This window comes from Azospirillum cavernae, assembly GCF_003590795.1.
GTDB lineage: Bacteria > Pseudomonadota > Alphaproteobacteria > Azospirillales > Azospirillaceae > Azospirillum > Azospirillum cavernae.
In genome coordinates this window covers 770149-788413 of the sequence record NZ_QYUL01000001.1, presented here as the reverse complement: position 1 = coordinate 788413, position 18265 = coordinate 770149, and the positions used below count along the sequence as shown (strand labels likewise).

Sequence of the window (18265 nt, the reverse complement as noted above, 5' to 3'; positions counted from 1 at the left end):
CGGCGTTTCCTCCGGGGGACCGAACACAGCGATGATACGGGACGACGCGCCGCTGTCAAATCAACCATACGCAAACGGATGTTTTGACGAGCGTCGCCGCCATTCCCACCGATTGGGACTTGGCGGACTTCGTCCGCGCCCTCATCTGTGGCGGGGCGCGCGGGAGGCCACGCGCGGCAAGATCAGGAAAGTCACGCCATGAAGGTTGCCGTCATTCTCAACCGCTCGGCGGGATCGCTGGTGGACCAGCCGGTGGACAGCATCCTCACCCTGATCCACCACGCTTTCGAGCGGCGCGGGGCGGAGGTCGCCGCGAAGGCGGTGGATGGCGCCGATTGCGCCGCCGCCATCGCCCGCGCTTTGGCGTCGGACGCCGACATGGTCGTGATCGGAGGCGGCGACGGCACGGTGCACACCGCCTTGCGGTTGGCTCTGCCGACCAAGAAGACGGTTGGCGTCCTTCCTTTGGGAACTCTCAATATGTTAGCCCGCGATCTTAACACACCGCTTGATCTTGAATCGGCGGTGGAGGCGTTGGCCGACGGTCAAATCCGCGCCATCGACGTGGCCGAGGTGAACGGCGATCCCTACCTCAACAGTTCGGTCCTCGGCTTCTACCCCGCCGTGGTGCGGGAACGGGAGCGGCATCGCCGTCTGCATCGTCTGCTGAAGTGGCCGGGGGCCGCCATGGCGCTCGCCAAAACGCTTTACCGCCTGCCGATGCTGGACGTGCAAATCGACTGGGGCGAAGGCTTGCGGCATGTGCGGACTCCGGTGCTGGCGGTGTCCAACAATCTGTATGATGATGGCTTCGGCCTGTTGCTGCGGCGGACGGCGTTGGACAGCGGCCAGTTGGGCGTCTATGTGGCGCGCGAACGCGGCGCGCTGGCGATGTTGCGCCTGATGAGTCGTCTGGTCCTTGGGCGTTGGCGACAGGACGAGGCGTTGGATTGCTTCGCCGTCAACCGCTTGACCGTCACCAGCCGCCGCCACGCGTTGAGCATGGTCAATGACGGCGAGGTCAAGCGGTTGAACGCCCCCCTGCATTACCAAATTCGTCCATCGGCGCTGAGGGTTCTGGCTCCACGCTGATGTTTTGCATGAGGTTGATTTGAAACGTCTGGCCCACATCTCCGACCTGCATTTCGGACGGATCAACCCGCAGGTGGTGGATGGGTTGTTGCGCGATCTGACCATTCAGAACCCTGACCTGATCGTGGTCTCCGGCGATTTGGTGCAGCGGGCCAAACCCAGCCATTTCGCGGCGGCGCGGGAGTTCCTGCAAAGCCTGCCCTTTCCCCATCTGGTGGTGCCCGGCAATCACGATATCCCCGTGTATAATCTGCTCAAGCGTTTCACCGATCCCTTCAGGCTGTACCGCCGTTACATCACCGCCGATCTCAGCCCCTTTCACGTCGATGACCAGATCGCGGTTCTGGGAATCAACACCGCTCGCGCCGTCATTCTGGATTTTTCCGCCGGGCGGCTGAACCGGACGCAGATCGCGCGGATCCGCGACGTGTTCGATCCGCTGCCCAACCACCTGTTCAAGGTGCTGTTCACCCACCACCCCTTTCTGCCGCCGCCCGACGCGCCCGACACCCGTCTGGTTGGTCGGCGTCGGTTGGCCCTGCCCGTTCTGGAGCGCTGCGGCGTCGATCTGCTGCTTGCCGGGCATCTGCACATGGCCTATTCCGGCGACATCGCCCGCTCTCACCCGCAGGCCGCCCGTTCCATCCTGGTGGCGCAAGCGTCCACCGCCACATCGACCCGACTTCGCGGCGAAGCCAACGGCTACAACCTCATCGCCATCGACCCGCCTTGCGTATCCTTTCAGGTGCGCGCGTGGGACGGCCACGGGTTCACCGACGGGCCGCTGTCGGACTGGCGCAAGGACGGCGACCGCTGGAGCCTTCTTGGGTCTGACGACGCAACCCCGCCAACCTGACGCTGTGGTTGAGTTCGGCACAGGCGGGGGCGTAGGATCGCGCACCTGATTCCCAAGAGCGTTGTGGTTGTCCGATGCCGATCTCCGTCCCCGCCTCCTTCCCGCGCACCCGTCTGCGGCGCAACCGCGCCGACGCCTGGACCCGGCGTCTGGTCGCAGAACACACGCTGACGGTCGATGACCTGATTTGGCCGGTCTTCGTGATCGAGGGGGAGAACCGGCGCGACCCGGTCCTGTCGATGCCCGGTGTGGAGCGCATGACCATCGATCTGCTGTGCGAGGCGGTGGTGGAGGCCGGAGCGCTCGGCGTTCCCTGCGTCGCCCTGTTCCCGGTGGTGGGATCGGAGGCGAAGTCGGAAGACGCGGCGGAATCCTACCGCCCCGACAATCTGATGAACCGCGCCATCCGCGCGCTGAAGGCGGCGGCCCCTGACGTCGGCGTGCTGTGCGACGTTGCGCTCGACCCCTACACCAGCCACGGCCATGACGGCATTTTGCGCGACGGTTACATCCAGAACGATGAAACGGTGGAGATTCTCGCCCGACAAGCCCTGTCCCAGGCCGACGCCGGGGCCGACATCGTCGCGCCGTCGGACATGATGGACGGGCGCATTGGGACCATCCGCGACCGTCTGGACGCCAACGGGCATGAGTTGGTGCGCGTCTGCTCCTACGCCGCGAAATACGCCTCGGCCTTTTACGGGCCGTTCCGCGACGCGGTGAATTCCGGCGGCTTCCTGAAGGGCGACAAGAAGACCTACCAGATGAACCCCGCCAACACCGACGAGGCGCTGCGCGAGGTCGCCCACGACATTCAGGAGGGGGCGGACATGGTGATGGTCAAGCCCGGCCTGCCCTATCTGGACGTCATCCGCCGGGTGAAGGACGCCTTCGCCATGCCGACCTTCGCCTATCACGTCTCCGGTGAATACGCGATGCTGCGCGCGGCGGCGATCAACGGCTGGCTGGACTACGACAAGGCGTTGATCGAAACGCTGACCGGCTTCAAGCGGGCCGGTTGCGACGCGATCCTAACCTATGGCGCAGTGGACGCGGCCAAGCTGCTGCGCCAACGCTGAGCAAAACGGGCGCGCGTTTGAGCGGATCGGGACCGCAGCGTCGGCGCGGTCCGTCTATCGTCGGGCCACCCCCCAACGATGGAGACCCCGCCGATGCGCGCCCTGTCCACCCTGTTGACCGCAGGCCTGTTGAGCCTCGCCGTCCTGCCCGCCGCCACCCGGTCCGCCACCGCCTTCGAGCTGCGCAGCGCCGATCTGTCGGCGGAGGCGCCGATCGTCGCCCCGCAGGTCGCCAACGGTTTTGGCTGCTCCGGCGGCAACCTGTCCCCGGCCTTGAGTTGGAGCGATCCGCCCGCCGGAACCCGCAGCCTTGCCGTCACGATGTATGACCCCGACGCGCCGACCGGCAGCGGCTGGTGGCATTGGCTGGTCTTCAACCTGCCCGCCAACACAACCAGCCTGCCGACCGGCGCGGGCGTCGCCTCCGGGTCCAAACTCCCGGCTGGGGCGGTCCAGAGCCGCACCGATGTTGGCGCGGTTGGCTATTTCGGCCCCTGCCCGCCGGTCGGCGACAAGCCGCACCGCTACATCGTCACCGTTCACGCCCTGAAGGTGGATCAATTGCCCGTCGTGACGTCGGACTCGTCCGGCGCGATGGTCGGCTATTTTTTGACCGCAAACAGCTTGGGCAAAGCCACCTTGACCGCGCGTTACGGGCGCTGACCGGCTAAACTGGCGGTCATGATCGACGATCCCATCGCCAAGCTGTCCCGCTTCGCCGCCCGCGACAACCGTCCGGGCGGCGACGGCCTGCCAACCGTCCCGATTCTGGGCGCCTTCATCGCCCGTGACCGGGAGCGGATCGCGGATCTTGAGGTCGGCGCCACCGGCCTCATCATCCTGCTCGACGGGCGGAAGGAGATCAGCGACCCTGACGGCAGCCATCACTATCGCAAGGGCGACGCGCTGCTGTTGCCCGCCGGCTGGCGCGGCGCGGTGGTGAACGAGCCGGATCCGGACAGCGGCCTCTACCGTTCCCTCATCCTGATGTTTCCCGCCGACATGGTGCGCCGCCTGCTGCGCGCCCACGCCAACGCCGCGCTTGGCGATGGTCGGCGAGCGCGCGATTATCGGGTAACGCTGACCCCCAGCCTGACCGACGCCGTTTTGCACGCGGCGGACGGCTTGTCCAGCGGCTCCCCGGTCAGCCCGCAGATCGCCGAGCATCGCTGCATGGAGGTGTTGCTCGCCCTGCTGGAAACTGGCGTCTGGTGGCTTGGCCCGGTGGCCCCCACCGGAATCGCCGACGCGGTGCGGGCGCTGGTCCGCACCCAACCCGACCAGCCTTGGACCGCCGACAGCGTCGCCCGCGCCCTGAACCTGAGCAGCGCGACGCTCCGTCGTCGTCTCGCCGAGGAGGACAGCTCCGTCCGCCGGATCATGACCGGGGAGCGGGTTGCCCACGCCCAGACGCTGCTGGAAGTTGAAGGCCGTTCCGTGCAAGAGACGGCGGATGCCTGCGGCTACGCCTCACGCTCCCACTTCGCCCGACGGATCAAGGACGCGACGGGCAGCAATCCATCGGAGTTGCGCACGGATGGAAGGTTCAGAAAAAACTCTGGATGAGACAACATCGACAAGCCGGGCCGGATCGACAAGCCGGGCCGGGACGATGCCGTTGACTCACCAAGCCCCGCACGACCAGCGGCCTCTGTGCGCCTGATGGCCGACACAGGAGGTAGAAGCTGTGCGGTCGGGGGGAATGGTGGATTGGGAAACATGGGGCGAAGCGGCGCAGGCCACCGAGATCGCCGTCCACCTGACCTGATGCACAGTGGAGCTTCGGCAGTTTCCCGCCTTCGCCACCACCGTGCGGCAAGCGTCCGCTTTGGACAAAATGTCCGGTCCGTGACTCAGAACGGGATCTCGTCGTCCAGATCATCGTGGCGGGGCGGAGGAGCGGAGCCGCCGCTGCGCGCGCCACCGCCAGCCGAACCACCGGCGCCATAGCCGCCGCTGCGGGCTTCGCCACGCGGCTCATAACCGCCGCCACCGCCGCCGTAGCTTCCGCCGCCGCCCTCTTCACGGGCGCCGCCGGTGAAGTCGATTTCGGCCACGCGCACCGACAAGCCAGCGCCACGGGTGCCGTCGCGCTTGTCGAATTCGCGCAAGGTCACTTCGCCGGAAATGACGACCTGCTTGCCCTTGGTCAGATGCGGGGCGAGCGATTCGGCGCGGCGGCCCCAGATGGAGCAATCGACCCATTGCGTCGTCTTGCGCTCGCCAAAGCCGACGTCGTTGGCGACGCGGAACCCCAAAACCTTTTCACCGCTCTGGGTCGTGCGCAACTCGCCGTCGGCGCCCAAGCGTCCCGTAAACGTCCACACATTCATCGCTCGATACTCCTTCAGCGCGCGTGCCCCAACATCCCCTTCGGGGCGGAAAATCCTCGCCAACGGGCGTTGGGATGCCGGAATTCCAGATCAGCCAAGCCGACGCGCCCAACGCGCGGCCACGACCTAATTTCCGCCGCAACGAAGCACACGGGCGTGACTGTGGTCAACCCGTCATCGCTGCGGCGCGCCGGAACACTTCGCGAACATGTGTAGCAGAGGGATACGGTTTTTGGAAACCGATTCCAGAGCCGCCGCGCGCGCCTCAACACCCGTCCGTCAGCGCAGCCGACGGGCGGCCAAATCCAAAACGATTTTCAGTTGGGCCGCCGAAAAGGGCTTGTGCACCACTCCCAACGGATAGCTTTCCGTGATGCGCCCCATCACGCCGTGATCGGCGTAGCCGGACAGGAAGATCGAGCGGATTCCACAATCATTGTGCAGTCGCCTGGCAACCGCGATGCCATCTCCACCGGCCAGCCGAACATCCATCAGGGCGACGTCTGGCCGCTCCTGTCGAACCATGGCCATCGCCTCCGCCTCGCTGCTGGCCGTGCCGCAAAGCCGGTGGCCAAGCTTGTCCACCGCCGCGCAAACCGCCGCCGCCGACGCCTCCTCATCCTCAACCAAAAGAACTGACAGAGATCGACCGGACAAGGAGGGTCGCAAGGATCGGCATGGTCCTGTTTGCGCGTCCGTCTTCAGCATGATGACCGACTCCCCGAACGCCCACTTTAAATTTTGGTAAATTTTCGTTTACCAACAATCGAGTCGTACCGGGTGTTTGGAACAACGGCAAGCCTTCAGAGTCAACGCCGCATCGTTTCACATCAAGGCGGGTCTCTTTGGCAACAGTCACAAAGGGCCGATCAGCGTCCAGCCCGTCCAAGCCAATCAATGCCGCCCGGCGAAGGCGCGACGACGCTGCCACCGCGAGTGGCGGCGGCCCGCGACGGGGGTGGCGGGAGCGGGCTTTCAGAGGTCAACCAGGACGCCGACATCGATGGCGGGGCCGCCTGCCGCGTCTCGCCGCGCAGGGTCGGATCCGAGGTGGGAACGTCGCGAGGCCTAGGGGGCGGAGCGGACGGCGCCGGGGGCGTCATCATGACGGGCGATGGCGCTGGATCGGGGCGTGGCGGCGGCGGCGCGTCCTCGACCTCAGGCGATGATGAGACAACCGCAGCGGCGTGGTGTGACGGCCGCGCGCGCGGCGCGTCGATCACCCCTTGCCAGGATGGGCGGTCCTCGTCGCCAACCGCCCCGGTTCGCGTGTCCAAACGGCGGACCTGCTCCCGCACATCCAGCAAGGCCGCGACGGCGAATTGCAGCAATGGGGCCATCGCCGCCGCGTCGGCCATTTCCTCGGCGCTCAACGCGGCGAAACGGTCGCGCACCTGCTCCACCGTGTCTTCGACATGCCCGCGCAGCGCGTCGGCGCCGTGCGACAGCCGTTCCAAATCTTCGCGCAGGGTTGAAATTTCAAGAGCCTGACGCAACTCGTGAAAGCCGATGCCGGGACCGGAACCACCCCCAGACGCCGCGCCGGATTTCAATCCGGAGCGCCGGTTCTGTGAACCGATTGACCCAAAATCGTGGGACATCCTTGCCAAACCCTGGAGTTTTCACCGACCGCGTTTCGCTGAAGACCGACGAACCGCGCAAATCACCGGCGGCGTCCCCCGCCACCATCTGTTTAACGCCGTTCGCCCCGGTTGGAAACCGTTTGCGCGCTGTGGCCGCTTGTACTATTTTTTGGCCGCCGGGGGAACGGATTCCTTCTGGCCCATCGCTTTAGCGGCATCCCGCCAACACGTCATCATTGCCGGAATACCCGAACGGTGTCGATTGATCGCACGGAACTTGAACGGCTCCTTGCCGATCGCCCCGCCGGCAGCCGCAGCGCCATGCAGGCGGTTCGGGAAAGCTACACCGACATCGGGCTGATGCGCGAACGCGGTTTGTCCTGGTCGGAAATTTCCGACCTGCTCGCCCAATTGGGGGTTACGGCCCGCGCCAACCAACCAATTTCGGCTGTGACCTTGCGGTCTGCCTTCTTCCTGGTCGGCAACGAAGGGCGTGGCGACAGTCTTGGCGAGGGCGAAAGCGCGACGCCGGCGGAAACGCTGGCGGCGGTCCATCGGGCGGCGTTGGAGGCTGGTCGGCCCTCTCCACCCGTGGAGATCGAATCAGGCGAGACCGACGCCACGGCGGATGACATGCCGCTTGAGGAGGCCGTCGCCCCCCCCGGCGAAGACGCGCCGCAAGAGGTTTCATTTCAGGGCGAGTCCGACGATTCGCCGACCATTGCCCCGTCATCCCCGGAATTGGACGCCCTCCCGGCATCCCTCCCGCCACAACCGGAACCGGACGCCAACGATCCGACGCTTGTGGCCCCGCACACCGAAACGCCCACCCTGCCCGCCGCTCCTCCGGTGGAATCGCAAGGCGCACGCACACTCATGTCTCACGACGAAACAACAAACGTTTTTTGGAAAGGCGATCGCATGCTGGGCACGATCTTCGTCCTCAATGACCGTGGCGGCGTTGGCAAGACGCTGCTGTCCCATCACCTGATGGCGACCGCCATGCTGGAAGGCCTCCAATTGAAGGTCGTCGAGTACGAGGTGAACGAACGTCTGGCGCGTCTGTTCGGCCCGGAAATGGTCGAACACCGCCGAATCTCGCAAGACTTCATGAACATGATGGGGTCGGGCGACGGCTTTTATGAATTCTGGGACTTGATCGGTCCGGAATTGCAGCGCGGTGGCCGTCTCTATGATTTTGGCGGCAACATCTCGCAGTGGTTCTTCAATTGGGCCGAGGTGTCGGGTTTTGACTATTACGTCGGCGATGGCGAACGGCTGACCTTCATGGTTCCGGTCACGGTCGATCTGGCGTCCTTGTCCACCGGCATGGCGACCCTGGAACGGGTGGCCACCATTGCCCCGAAGGCGAAGCGCGTTCTGGTCGAGAACGGGTTCTCCGGCCCGTTCAGCCAGTTGGAAGACAGCCAATACGCCCGCCGCAAGGCCGAAATGGTCGAGCGCGAGGGGCTTCACGTCATTTCGATGAATCCCTGCTCGGCCCCGGCTTGGGCGCGTCTGACCGGCCATCGGTTGGATCAAGTCGCCACCATGACTCGCGAGGATCTGGTCAAGCTGGGCATGACCCCGCCGGTCGCGTCCCGCTCGCTGATTGTCATTCACGAGTGGCTGCGCACCATGCGGCAATCACTGTCGCCCTACCTGCATGACGCGTTGCGTCAGACGGGCGGCGTCGCCGCCAAGACCGGCCGCTGATTCAGGCATCCGCCAGCGCGGTGTTTCTTTGGTTCCTTCGAATCGGAGAAACACCGCGACGGTTCGGGCGGATGAAACGCGGGGATCAAGCCGCCGTTTTGGCGGGTGTCGACGAATACAAATCCGTTTTTACCGCCGCCACCGACTTCACCTGATAACCCGGTCGGGCGCTGAAGCGCCGGTTGGCGCGCTCTGACGCGTCACGTTCCGATTCCGCCCAAACCAGATACTCCCGCCCGCGCGCCCATTCGACCGCCAGAGGGTGCCCGGCGTCGATTTCGCCAATTTGCGGATTGACGACCGTCACCAGCCATTCCTTGTCGTTGGGATTGCGACGGTCGGTGAGGATCAGGATTTGCGGGCGGCGCCTGGATTGCGCGGCGGCCAAGCGATTCTGGACCTCCGTCTGATCCTTGCGCAGTTCCAGCGTTTCACGCATCAAGGTTTCGATTTCCTCGTGAAGTTTTTCCTCATCACGGTGCAGTCGCTTGATGGTGTGATCGAGCTTGTCAACGGTTCCCCGCGCGCTGCGCACCCGGCCTCGGGTTTGTGAAACCCGCGCTTCAACGACCAGCAGAATGTTGCTGAGCCATGCGCCGATGGCGATGATCGCCAGAATGATGATGAAGTTCAGCATCATGATGAGGCGTCCGCCCTGGCCGGGTTCGCGGGCCTTTTCGGCACGTTCGACTTTCCGCCGCCGCCACCGCCCCGCAGAAACGCCTTTTCAAAACCAAGTTTGAAGGGAAAGGCGACCTCCACCATCTGTTTGGCCTCGTCAAAGCTGGGGGCCCAGACTTCGGCGACGTTGGCGCAACGCCAAATCGGGTTCACCTGAACTTTTTCACCCGACGCGCGGGCCTCAGCCGACGCCTTGGCCTGGGTCAGCGTGGCGACGAACTTCATCAAACCGGATTGCGGGTCTCCCACCTCATGGACGAACAAGGGCGGCAGGTCGGCCAGTTCCTTGATCTGTTTTTCCGCCTTTGCGGATGTCGGTTCCAAGCCGATCTGCTTGCCGTCGCCTGGGATGTTCACGACGTTGCTCAGTGCTTGACCCGGTTGTGCAACTTCTTGGGATATCAGCTCAGAACGTAAATTTTGTTCTCAGCTGATCCATCCGGAATTTTTTCCATGGACGTTCGCATAAAAATTCTCTTCATCATCATGGCTATCGGAATCGCAGCCAGCAGCATAATCACGACAATAGCGATTAGAAACAGAGTCGTGTTCGACATGCGATTGCGGCATCCCCTCTCGTCGCTTCCTTTGTCCGAGCCTGACTGCTCTTGAGCCACGGCGAGAGACGGGAAGAGATCCAGAGTCGCTGAACAATCGGGATTCGTCAATGCAACGTCAATGGACGCATCAAATTTCCGATCCAGCGCGATGAATGGTTACAAAACAACCATACCCACCACACGACGAACCTCCTCGCGCACCGGCCCTGGACGACGGTCGTCGGCAAGCGTGGTGAACCAACGCTCTGGCGGATTCCGCCCGGCGGCGCGCTGCCAAGTCAGACCGCGCAGGATCGCTTCCGCCTCGGGGGTGAGCGGCGTCATCGGGTTGACGCCGTTCAACACCGCCCAGATCCCAGCCCAGCAGCGCCCAACCGACCAAGGATTGTAACCGCCGCCGCCGACCACCAGAGTTTTCGGGGCCAGCGGCAGCAGATCGGCCACCGCGTCCCACAAAGCGCGGTTGGACAGCTCCAACCGGCTGAGCGGATCCTCCGCCAGCGCGTCGGCCCCGGTCTGGATCATCAAAATCTGGGGCGCGAAGGCGCGGCCCAAGGGCAAAATCGCCTCGCGCATCGCGTAGGCCATTTCGCTGTCGTTGAAGCCCGGCGGCATCGGCAGATTGCGGGCCATGCCGCCCGCCCGATCTTCGGCCTTGCCGGTGTAGGGCCAGCGGCCATCCTCATGCACCGAAATGGTCAACACCCGGTCGTCGTCGGCGAAGGCCTCCTCCACCCCGTCGCCGTGGTGGGCGTCGAGATCGACGTAGAGCACCCGCTCCACCCCCTGGTCGAGCAGGTCAAGAATGCCGAGAACCGGCGCGTTGAAATAACAAAAGCCGCTGGCCCGTCCGGCCCGCGCGTGGTGGGTGCCGCCCGCCGGGGCGTAGACCACATCCGCCTCCCCCGCCAACAGAAGCCTAGCCGCCTGGAGGGTCGAACCGACGCTGGTCGCCGGGCGCCGGTACATCTCGGCGAAAATCGGGTTTTCCATTTTGCCGAGATTGTAGCGGGCGCCGGTTTCCGCATCGACCCGCTGCTCCGCCTCGGCCCGTCGCAGGGCGGCGACGTAATCGGCGCTGTGAAAGCGGAGAATCTCCGCTTCGCTGGCGACGTGGGTGTCGCGGTACACGGCGTCCGGCAACCAGCCCATCGCCCGGCTGAGGTCGATCACCGTGGAAATGCGCGGGATCGCCAGCGGGTGCTTGGCCCCATAGGTGGACCCCCGGTAAATCTCGCCGCCGATGAACAGAGGGGGTCGGGAAGCGGGCATGGCGTCATCCTTGCGTGTCGCGATGACGTGGCGCGCGAGCCAGGGTTGGTCAAGGGCCGCGACCGCCGGAAAGCCGGGCCGCAGCGCCGCCCCATCGGGGAATGTTTCACAAGCGGGGCGCTGGACAGGGGGTTGGGCTGGACGAATGGAACGTTTGAAACGCTGTGAACCATAGTCGCGCGCCCTGTTCACATGTTTCACCGACGCCGCCACCGGCCGACGCGGCGCGCCCACCCCATGGGGGAATGGTTCACAAACCGGGCGCTGGACAGGGGGGTGGGCTGGACGAATGGAACGTTTGAAACGCTGTGAACCATAGTCGCGCGCGCTGTTCACTTGTTTCACCGACGCCGCCACCGGCCCATGCGGCGCGCCAAGCCGCAGCCCCGCCCCATCGGGGACAGCGGTGGCGAACAGGTTGGTCGCGTGGGGCATGACGACGACTCCATAGGAAACAGGTCATGATTCCTAGTTCAGCCCGTAAGCGTCGGCAATCACGCGCTGAAAATCCCAATGCGGTTGCCCTGGATCGAAAAGTCGGGGCGTTTGACATGACGCTCGTCATGCCGACATGCTGTTCCACGTCACCCCATGGAAGGAGGTCGTCATGGCGACCCGCGTCGAACGCAAGCAGGCGTCGCTTCTCCGCATTCTGGACGCCGCCGCCGCTCGGCTGCGGACGGAAGGTTTGATGGGCGCCGCCATCGGTCTGGTGATGCGCGACGCCAAGCTGACCCACGGCGCCTTCTATTCCCATTTCGCCAACAAGGAGGAGTTGACCGCCGCCGCCTTCCGCCACGCGCTGGCGAACAACCGGACGCGCTGGACCACAGGCCCCAGCGGCGAACATTGGCCCCAACGCCTGACCCGGCTGGCGAAACGCTATTTGACGCCCGCCCACCGGGACGATCCGGCCAACGGCTGCGCCTTCGCCGCCGTGGCGTCGGAAGCGGCGCGCAGCCCGGCGGAGTTCCGCCGGGTCTTCGAAGCCGAAATGATCCAATCCCTGCGCGCGATCTGCGGCCCAACCGCCGCCCCGTCCGCCAACCCAGATCCGAACGGCGTCGATCCCACTCGCCACGACGAGGCCATCGCGCTTCTGGCCCTGTGCGTCGGCGGCGTCACCCTGGCCCGCGCGGTGGAGGATGGCGAGACGTCGGCGCGCGTCCTGGCCGCCTGTCAGGCGGCGGCGGCCCGGCTGGCCAATCCCGAAGGGGCGACGGACTCCGCAACCCGCGCCGTCGATTGACAGGATGGCCATCATGCGAAACACTGATTTTCGCATGATGGACGTCATGCGAATCTGTCATTGGCGACACACGGAGCGCGGCGCATGACCACACCACCGAAGCCAACCGATTATCCCCACCACACTCATGACAAGCTGCGTTACGCCGACACCGACCGTCAGGGCCACGTCAACAACGCGGTCTTTTCCACCCTGTTTGAAACGGGGCGGGTCGAGCTGCTCTATGATCCCGCCGGGCCGCTGCACGCGCCGGACGGGGCGTTCGTCATCGCCCGGCTGGTGATTGATTTCGCCGACGAAATCCGGTGGCCCGGATCGGTGGACGTCGCCACCCGCGTGGCGTCGCTGGGGCGGAGTTCCATTCGGCTGGAACAGGCCCTGTTTCAGGATGGCCGCCATGTCGCCTCCGCCGAAAGCGTGATCGTCCATGTCGATCAGGGCGACCGCCGGTCGCGCCCCCTGCCCCCGTCCAGCGTCGCCGCGCTGGAGGCCTGCCGCGCGCCCGACGCCGCTCTTGCGGGCGACGCCGCGCCGCGCCTATAGTTCGCGCCTTCACTGGGGGGAGCCGATGGTCGGCTGAGAGGTCTCAAGCGCTGAGACGACCCCTGGAACCTGATCCGGTTCATGCCGGCGTAGGGATCAGTGAGCCGCCCATGGACCAGATCGACCGCGTCGCGGGCGCTTCGCCCTTTCGTTCCCCCGCCGTTCCGTTGCCCGTCGCGCCCCTGGCCGTGCGCGTGTCGTCGGCGCGTCTGACCTATGGCGGCGACGTCCTGTTTTCCGACCTGACGCTGACGCTGGAGGCCGGGCGCACCACCTGCCTGCTGGGGCCGAGCGGCGTCGGCAAAACCACCCTGCTGCGCATCCTCGCCGGGTTGGCGGAACCGGAAGCGCCGACGCGGGTGGAAACCGACGATGGCTTGCCGCTCGCCGGGCGCATCGCCTACATGGCCCAACAGGATCTGCTGCTGCCCTGGCTGTCGGTGCTCGACAATGTGCTGTTGGGCGACCGGCTGCGGCGCAAGCGCGTCACGCCGGAACAGGCGGCCCGCGCCGCCGCCCTGCTCGACCGCGTTGGTCTGGCCGGGCGGGAGGGCGACCGGCCCGCCACCCTGTCGGGCGGCCAGCGGCAACGGGTGGCGCTGGCCCGCACCCTGATGGAGGACAAGCCGCTGGTTCTGATGGACGAGCCGTTTTCGGCGCTGGACGCGCTGACCCGGCTGCGGCTTCAGGAAACGGCGGCGGAAACCCTGGTTGGCCGCACCGTGCTGATGGTGACGCACGACCCGTTGGAGGCGTTGCGCATCGGCGACCGGCTGCATGTGATGACCGGACGCCCGGCCAGCGTCGGCCCGGCCCTGACCCCGCCCGGAATCGCCCCCCGACGGGTCGATGATCCGGCCCTGTTGGCGCTCCAGGCGGAGCTGTTGCGGAGGTTGGCCGGATGATCGCCCCGCTGGCGCGCGTCGTCGTCACGCTCGCGGTTCTGCTGGGCGGTTGGCAGGCGCTGGTCTGGTTCACCGGACTGCCGCGCTATCTGCTGCCCAGCCCGCTGGCGGTGGCCGATGCGATGCAACGGCAGGCCCCCTTGCTGTTTCAGCATGGTTTGACCACGCTGACCGAAATCATCCTTGGCCTGCTGGGCGGCGTCGCCTTGGGCGGCCTCAGCGCCCTGACCTTGGCGCGGTTCCGCGCGGCCCGGCGCTGGCTGATGCCGGTGCTGGTGGTCAGCCAAGCGATTCCGGTCTTCGCGCTGGCCCCGCTGCTGGTGCTGTGGCTGGGCTATGGCATGGCGTCGAAGATCGCCATGGCGATTCTGGTCATCTATTTCCCGGTGACGACCGCCCTGTTCGACGGGTTGCGCCGGACGGAGCCGGGCTGGCTCGACCTTGCCCGCACCATGGGGGCGACGCCCGCCGCGACGCTGTGGGTGATCCGACTGCCCGCCGCCCAGCCCGCCTTCTGGTCGGGGGTGCGGGTCGCCGCCGCCGTCGCGCCGATTGGCGCGGTGATCGGCGAGTGGGTCGGCTCCTCGTCGGGCCTTGGCTATCTGATGCTGCACGCCAACGCCCGCATGCAAATTGATGTGCTGTTCGCCGCCGTGCTGGTTCTGGGCCTGTTCGCCGTGGCGCTCTACGCCGCCGTGGACGCGCTGGCCCGCCGCGCCCTGCCCTGGCAGCCCGACACCCAACCCGCTGACGATTCAGCCTAGCCCCGCCACAAGGATTGTTCTGAATGAAGCGCCTGTTCACCGTGACCACCATCCTCGCCGGTCTGCTGGCCGCCGCGCCCGCCGTCGCGCAAGACAAGCTGTCGGTGATGCTCGACTGGTTCGTGAATCCCGACCACGCCCCGCTGATCGTCGCCCAGGAAAAGGGCTTTTTCAAAGACGTCGGGCTGGACGTGACGCTGACCGCCCCCGCCGACCCCAACGATCCGCCCAAGCTGGTGGCGGCGGGCGGCGCCGATCTGGCCATCTCCTACCAGCCGCAGCAGATCATCCAGGTGGCCGAAGGGCTGCCGCTGGTCCGCGTCGGCACGCTGATCTCCACCCCGCTCAACGCCGTGGTGGTTCTGCGCGACGGCCCGATCAAAAGCCTGAAGGATTTGAAGGGCCGCAAGGTCGGCTTCTCCATCGCCGGGTTTGAGGACGCGCTGCTCGGCGCCATGCTGGAAAAGCAGGGGCTGAGCCTGAACGACGTCACGCTGGTGAACGTGAATTTCTCGCTGTCGCCGTCGCTGCTGTCGGGGCAGGTGGACGCGGTGATCGGGGCCTTCCGCAATTTTGAACTCAACCAGATGGACATTGAAAAGCATCCGGGCCGCGCCTTTTACCCCGAAGAGGAAGGCGTCCCGCCCTATGACGAGCTGATCGTCGTCGCCCACAAGGACAAGACCGGCGACGCCCGCATCAAGCGCTTCCTCGACGCGGTGGAGCGGGCGACGCTCTACATCCTGAACCACCCGGAAGAGGCGCAGGCCGCCTTCGTCAAGGGCCGCCCGGAACTGAACGACGAGTTGAACCGCCGCGCCTGGGCCGACACGCTGCCGCGCTTCTCCCACAGCCCGGCGGCGCTCGATTCCGCCCGCTACACCCGCTTCGCCGAATTCCTGAAGGCGCGCGGCCTCATCAAGACGGTGGAGCCGGTGGAGCGTTACGCGGTGGTCGTCAAGTAAGGAGCTTCAGGCGACGCGACTCAGCGGCGCAGGACGGCGACAGCCCATTGCCTTCCGATAGTGCGGAGCGTTACCTCTAACGGGCGACGCTCCGCCGCCGGTTTGACGAACAGGCCGACGGTCGGGCCGCCGATCAGACCGGGGGATATTGGGAATGCCGATCAAGACCATTCTTCTGCACATGGCCAACGACGACGCCCACGCCACCCGTCTGGCCATCGCCGCCGCGCTGGCCAAGCGTTTTTCCGCCCATGTCCAGGCGCTCTACATCGCCACCCCGGTGTCGATGCCCGCCGGGGCGACCGGGCGCGCCGCCTCCTACGGCTACATCGCCGAGGCGACCGCCATCGCCCATGAGAACGCCGAACGGATCGAGGCCGAGGTCCAATTGGCGCTGGCCGACCTGTCTTATTCCTGGAGCGTGGAAGAGGGCGACCATGTCGCCCTGCTGGCCGAACGCGCGCCCTACGCCGATTTGACCATCATCGCCCAATCCGCCGCCCAACGGTCGGGGGAGCGCGTGGCGCTGCATGTTCCCGACCGGCTGCCGTTGGAAACCGTCGGCCCCACCCTGCTGTTGCCGCCGATCCAACCGGCGACCGCGCCGATCGGGCGCAACATTCTCATCGCCTGGAAGAACAGCCGCGAATCGGCCCGCGCCGTCCGCAACGCCATGCCCTTCCTGGAAGAGGCGGAAAGCGTCACCGTGCTGACCATTGACCCGCCGGGCAAGACCCCCGAAGACGGCGTCGCCCTGGTCGGCTGGCTGGCCCGCCATGGAATCGCCGCCCACCACCACGCGGCGGTCGCGCTGGGCGGCGAGGTCGGCGACCTGATCCTCGCCTGCGCCGGAGAGATCGGCGCAGATCTGCTGGTGATGGGGGCCTATGGCCATTCCCGCCTGCGCGAACTGGTGCTGGGCGGGGCCACCCGCAGCGTTTTGTCCAACACGCCGCTGCCCGTCCTGATGTCGCACTGAGCGGACGGGCTTCCGGCCTCTTTCTCAGCCGAACAGATGGTCGCGCAAGGCCCGCCAGCTTTCGGCGTCGGGCGCGGCCAGCAGGCTGCCGGTTCGCAGGGTGGGGCGATAGGGCGACCCGTCGCTCAAGGCGGCGTGACCGCCCGCTTCGGCGTGCATCAACACCCCGGCGGCGTGGTCCCACGGCATCAGCCGGTGATAGAGCGCATAATGCGCCCGCCCTTCCAGCAGGCGCAGATACTCCTGCGCCGCGCTGGACAGGTTGGCGCGCTCGCCCAGACCGCTCGCCCGCTCCTCAAGCTGGGCGGCCATCGCCTCGCCGCAAAAACGGGTGGACAGGGCGCCGACCATCGCCGACAGGGGGACGGATTCGGCCACCCGCGCCCGTCGCCCGTCCAGCCACGCCCCGTGTCCCTTGACCGCCGTCGCCATGCGGCCGTCCATCGGGTCATGAATCCAACCGGCGATGGTCTCCCCGCGATGGACCAGGGCGACGATCACCGCGAAGAGCGGGCGGCCCTGGGCGAAATTCATCGTGCCGTCCACCGGGTCGATGATCCACACCGGGGCGTCGCCGTCGAGATGGTCGAACACGCGCTCATCCTCGGACGCCGCCTCCTCGCCCACCACCCGGCTGCCGGGCAGCAGATCGGCCAAGGCCGGGGTCAAGGCGCGCTCCGCCGCCTCGTCGGCCAGCGTCACCAGATCCAGCGGCCCTGTCTTTTCCCGGATGGCGGAGGCGTCCAGGTTGCGGAACCAGGGCAAAATCTCGGTCTTGGCCACCGCGCGGATCAAGGCCGACACCTGATCGACGTCAGGCAAAGCCAAGGAAGACGGAAAGGACTGGGTCACGGGTGGTCGCTCGCCTTGTTCGCGTTGGGCGATCACCACAATGACGCCATCCGCGCCAAAGCGACAGGGGCAATGGCGCGTTCCTGCGTCACAAGCGCCGCCGAACCGGCGCGCTCTGGCGGTTTGCTCGCGGACTTGCTACGACGAGCCATCGTTGAATGCGGGAAGGACTCCGGTGATGTTCGCGTGGCAAGAGGCGACCGTCGGCAGCGGGTTGACGCTGCACGCTCCGCTGACTCTCAAGACGGACATCGCCGCGCTTCAGGCGGACTTCGACGCGCTGGACGCCACGCTGGCGCCGGATCAGCGGCATTTTTTCAGCGGCGGCGACGAATGGACGGCGATCACGCTGGTCAATCGTCCGGTGGGGTCGAACACCAACCTTCCGGACAACGCGACGCCCCTGTTGGAGCGGATGCCGAGCGTGCGGGCGCTGTTGGAGCGATTCGCCGCGCCGGTGTTGGGCTGTTACATCAGCCGTCAGCCGCCGCGTGGACGTTTGGTTTGGCATTTCGACAACCAAGCCCTTCACCTGTCCGAATGCCGCCTTCTGGTTCCCATTCACGCCCCGCCAGGGGCCAGAACCCTCATCGGGGCGGAGGCCGTCGCTTATCCCGAAGGGGTCGCCTGGACCGGCGATTTTTCTTTCCCGCATCAGGTCGAAAACGAGGCTGACCGCCAACGCATCGTTCTTTTGATCGACGCGCCGTCCACCGACTGGGTGCATGGTCTGGCCCCAGCGGCGCTGGCGGCCAACGCGCCGCTTCGCCACGAATTGGCCGAAACGGCGCGAAACGCGCTGGTGGAGTGGCGGACGCGACGCCAGCCGTAAACGC

The 18265-nt window shown here is 66.2% G+C and carries 20 protein-coding genes and 1 riboswitch; of the genes, 13 read left to right on the top strand and 7 right to left on the bottom strand.

Annotation, left to right across the window (positions count from 1 at the left end):
• Positions 1–198 precede the first annotated feature (198 nt).
• The 5 genes from D3877_RS03760 to D3877_RS03740 all read left to right on the top strand — a co-directional run bounded on the left by D3877_RS03760 (position 199) and on the right by D3877_RS03740 (position 4593).
• Positions 199–1092: a diacylglycerol kinase family protein gene (locus D3877_RS03760; protein WP_119829403.1), complete on the top strand. Its 894-nt coding sequence runs from the start codon at positions 199–201 to the stop codon at positions 1090–1092.
• A gap of 19 nt (positions 1093–1111) precedes the next feature.
• On the top strand, positions 1112–1948 hold the full coding sequence (locus D3877_RS03755; protein ID WP_119830765.1) for a metallophosphoesterase family protein: 837 nt from the start codon (positions 1112–1114) through the stop codon (positions 1946–1948).
• A gap of 74 nt (positions 1949–2022) precedes the next feature.
• Complete coding sequence (gene hemB / locus D3877_RS03750) at positions 2023–3027, top strand: porphobilinogen synthase (protein WP_119829402.1); 1005 nt, start codon at positions 2023–2025, stop codon at positions 3025–3027.
• Between the two features lie 93 nt (positions 3028–3120).
• On the top strand, positions 3121–3690 hold the full coding sequence (locus D3877_RS03745) for a YbhB/YbcL family Raf kinase inhibitor-like protein (protein WP_119829401.1): 570 nt from the start codon (positions 3121–3123) through the stop codon (positions 3688–3690).
• 18 nt (positions 3691–3708) lie between these two features.
• Positions 3709–4593 (top strand): helix-turn-helix transcriptional regulator, encoded by an 885-nt coding sequence (locus D3877_RS03740; protein WP_119829400.1) that lies wholly within the window; start codon positions 3709–3711, stop codon positions 4591–4593.
• A 287-nt stretch (positions 4594–4880) separates the two neighbouring features.
• Here the strand turns inward: D3877_RS03740 and D3877_RS03735 are convergent, their stop codons facing one another.
• The 3 genes from D3877_RS03735 to D3877_RS03725 all read right to left on the bottom strand — a co-directional run bounded on the left by D3877_RS03735 (position 4881) and on the right by D3877_RS03725 (position 6913).
• Positions 4881–5360, bottom strand: a complete 480-nt coding sequence (locus D3877_RS03735; RefSeq protein WP_119829399.1) for a single-stranded DNA-binding protein — start codon at positions 5358–5360, stop codon at positions 4881–4883.
• Positions 5361–5639: 279 nt separating this feature from the next.
• Positions 5640–6017: a response regulator gene (locus tag D3877_RS03730; protein ID WP_238474718.1), complete on the bottom strand. Its 378-nt coding sequence runs from the start codon at positions 6015–6017 to the stop codon at positions 5640–5642.
• Positions 6018–6229: 212 nt separating this feature from the next.
• Positions 6230–6913, bottom strand: coding sequence for a hypothetical protein (locus D3877_RS03725; protein ID WP_238474717.1), 684 nt, complete (start codon positions 6911–6913; stop codon positions 6230–6232).
• Between the two features lie 285 nt (positions 6914–7198).
• On the opposite strand from D3877_RS03725, the gene D3877_RS03720 reads away from it, so the two are divergent.
• Positions 7199–8659 carry a hypothetical protein gene (locus D3877_RS03720; RefSeq protein WP_119829397.1) on the top strand — a complete coding sequence of 487 codons (1461 nt, stop codon included), beginning with the start codon at positions 7199–7201 and terminating at the stop codon, positions 8657–8659.
• Between the two features lie 85 nt (positions 8660–8744).
• Here D3877_RS03720 and D3877_RS03715 read toward each other — a convergent pair whose 3' ends face one another.
• From D3877_RS03715 to D3877_RS03705, 3 genes are all read right to left on the bottom strand, one after another.
• On the bottom strand, positions 8745–9299 hold the full coding sequence (locus D3877_RS03715; protein ID WP_119829396.1) for a hypothetical protein: 555 nt from the start codon (positions 9297–9299) through the stop codon (positions 8745–8747).
• A complete protein-coding gene (locus D3877_RS03710) occupies positions 9296–9697 on the bottom strand; it encodes a hypothetical protein (RefSeq protein WP_238474716.1) in 402 nt (133 codons plus the stop codon). Before D3877_RS03710 ends, D3877_RS03715 begins: the two co-directional genes overlap by 4 nt.
• 359 nt (positions 9698–10056) lie before the next feature.
• Complete coding sequence (locus D3877_RS03705) at positions 10057–11172, bottom strand: acetoin utilization protein AcuC (RefSeq protein WP_119830763.1); 1116 nt, start codon at positions 11170–11172, stop codon at positions 10057–10059.
• Between the two features lie 607 nt (positions 11173–11779).
• Here D3877_RS03705 and D3877_RS03700 point away from each other — a divergent pair.
• From D3877_RS03700 to D3877_RS03675, 6 genes are all read left to right on the top strand, one after another.
• A complete protein-coding gene (locus tag D3877_RS03700; protein WP_158599778.1) occupies positions 11780–12421 on the top strand; it encodes a TetR/AcrR family transcriptional regulator in 642 nt (213 codons plus the stop codon).
• 84 nt (positions 12422–12505) lie between these two features.
• Positions 12506–12964, top strand: a complete 459-nt coding sequence (locus D3877_RS03695) for an acyl-CoA thioesterase (RefSeq protein ID WP_119829394.1) — start codon at positions 12506–12508, stop codon at positions 12962–12964.
• A gap of 5 nt (positions 12965–12969) precedes the next feature.
• Positions 12970–13078, top strand: a riboswitch (TPP riboswitch).
• Positions 13075–13869: an ABC transporter ATP-binding protein gene (locus D3877_RS03690; protein WP_119829393.1), complete on the top strand. Its 795-nt coding sequence runs from the start codon at positions 13075–13077 to the stop codon at positions 13867–13869. It overlaps the preceding riboswitch by 4 nt.
• Complete coding sequence (locus D3877_RS03685) at positions 13866–14633, top strand: ABC transporter permease (protein ID WP_119829392.1); 768 nt, start codon at positions 13866–13868, stop codon at positions 14631–14633. The genes D3877_RS03690 and D3877_RS03685 overlap by 4 nt, the downstream gene beginning before the upstream one ends.
• 23 nt (positions 14634–14656) lie before the next feature.
• On the top strand, positions 14657–15598 hold the full coding sequence (locus D3877_RS03680) for an ABC transporter substrate-binding protein (protein WP_119829391.1): 942 nt from the start codon (positions 14657–14659) through the stop codon (positions 15596–15598).
• 154 nt (positions 15599–15752) lie between these two features.
• Positions 15753–16577 carry a universal stress protein gene (locus D3877_RS03675; RefSeq protein ID WP_119829390.1) on the top strand — a complete coding sequence of 275 codons (825 nt, stop codon included), beginning with the start codon at positions 15753–15755 and terminating at the stop codon, positions 16575–16577.
• A gap of 24 nt (positions 16578–16601) precedes the next feature.
• Here the strand turns inward: D3877_RS03675 and D3877_RS03670 are convergent, their stop codons facing one another.
• Entirely contained in the window at positions 16602–17429 is an 828-nt protein-coding gene (locus tag D3877_RS03670) for an inositol monophosphatase family protein (RefSeq protein WP_238474715.1), read from the bottom strand.
• Positions 17430–17607: 178 nt separating this feature from the next.
• Here D3877_RS03670 and D3877_RS03665 point away from each other — a divergent pair, with 178 nt between their 5' ends.
• Positions 17608–18261, top strand: a complete 654-nt coding sequence (locus tag D3877_RS03665; protein WP_119829389.1) for an aspartyl/asparaginyl beta-hydroxylase domain-containing protein — start codon at positions 17608–17610, stop codon at positions 18259–18261.
• The last annotated feature ends 4 nt before the right edge of the window (positions 18262–18265 follow it).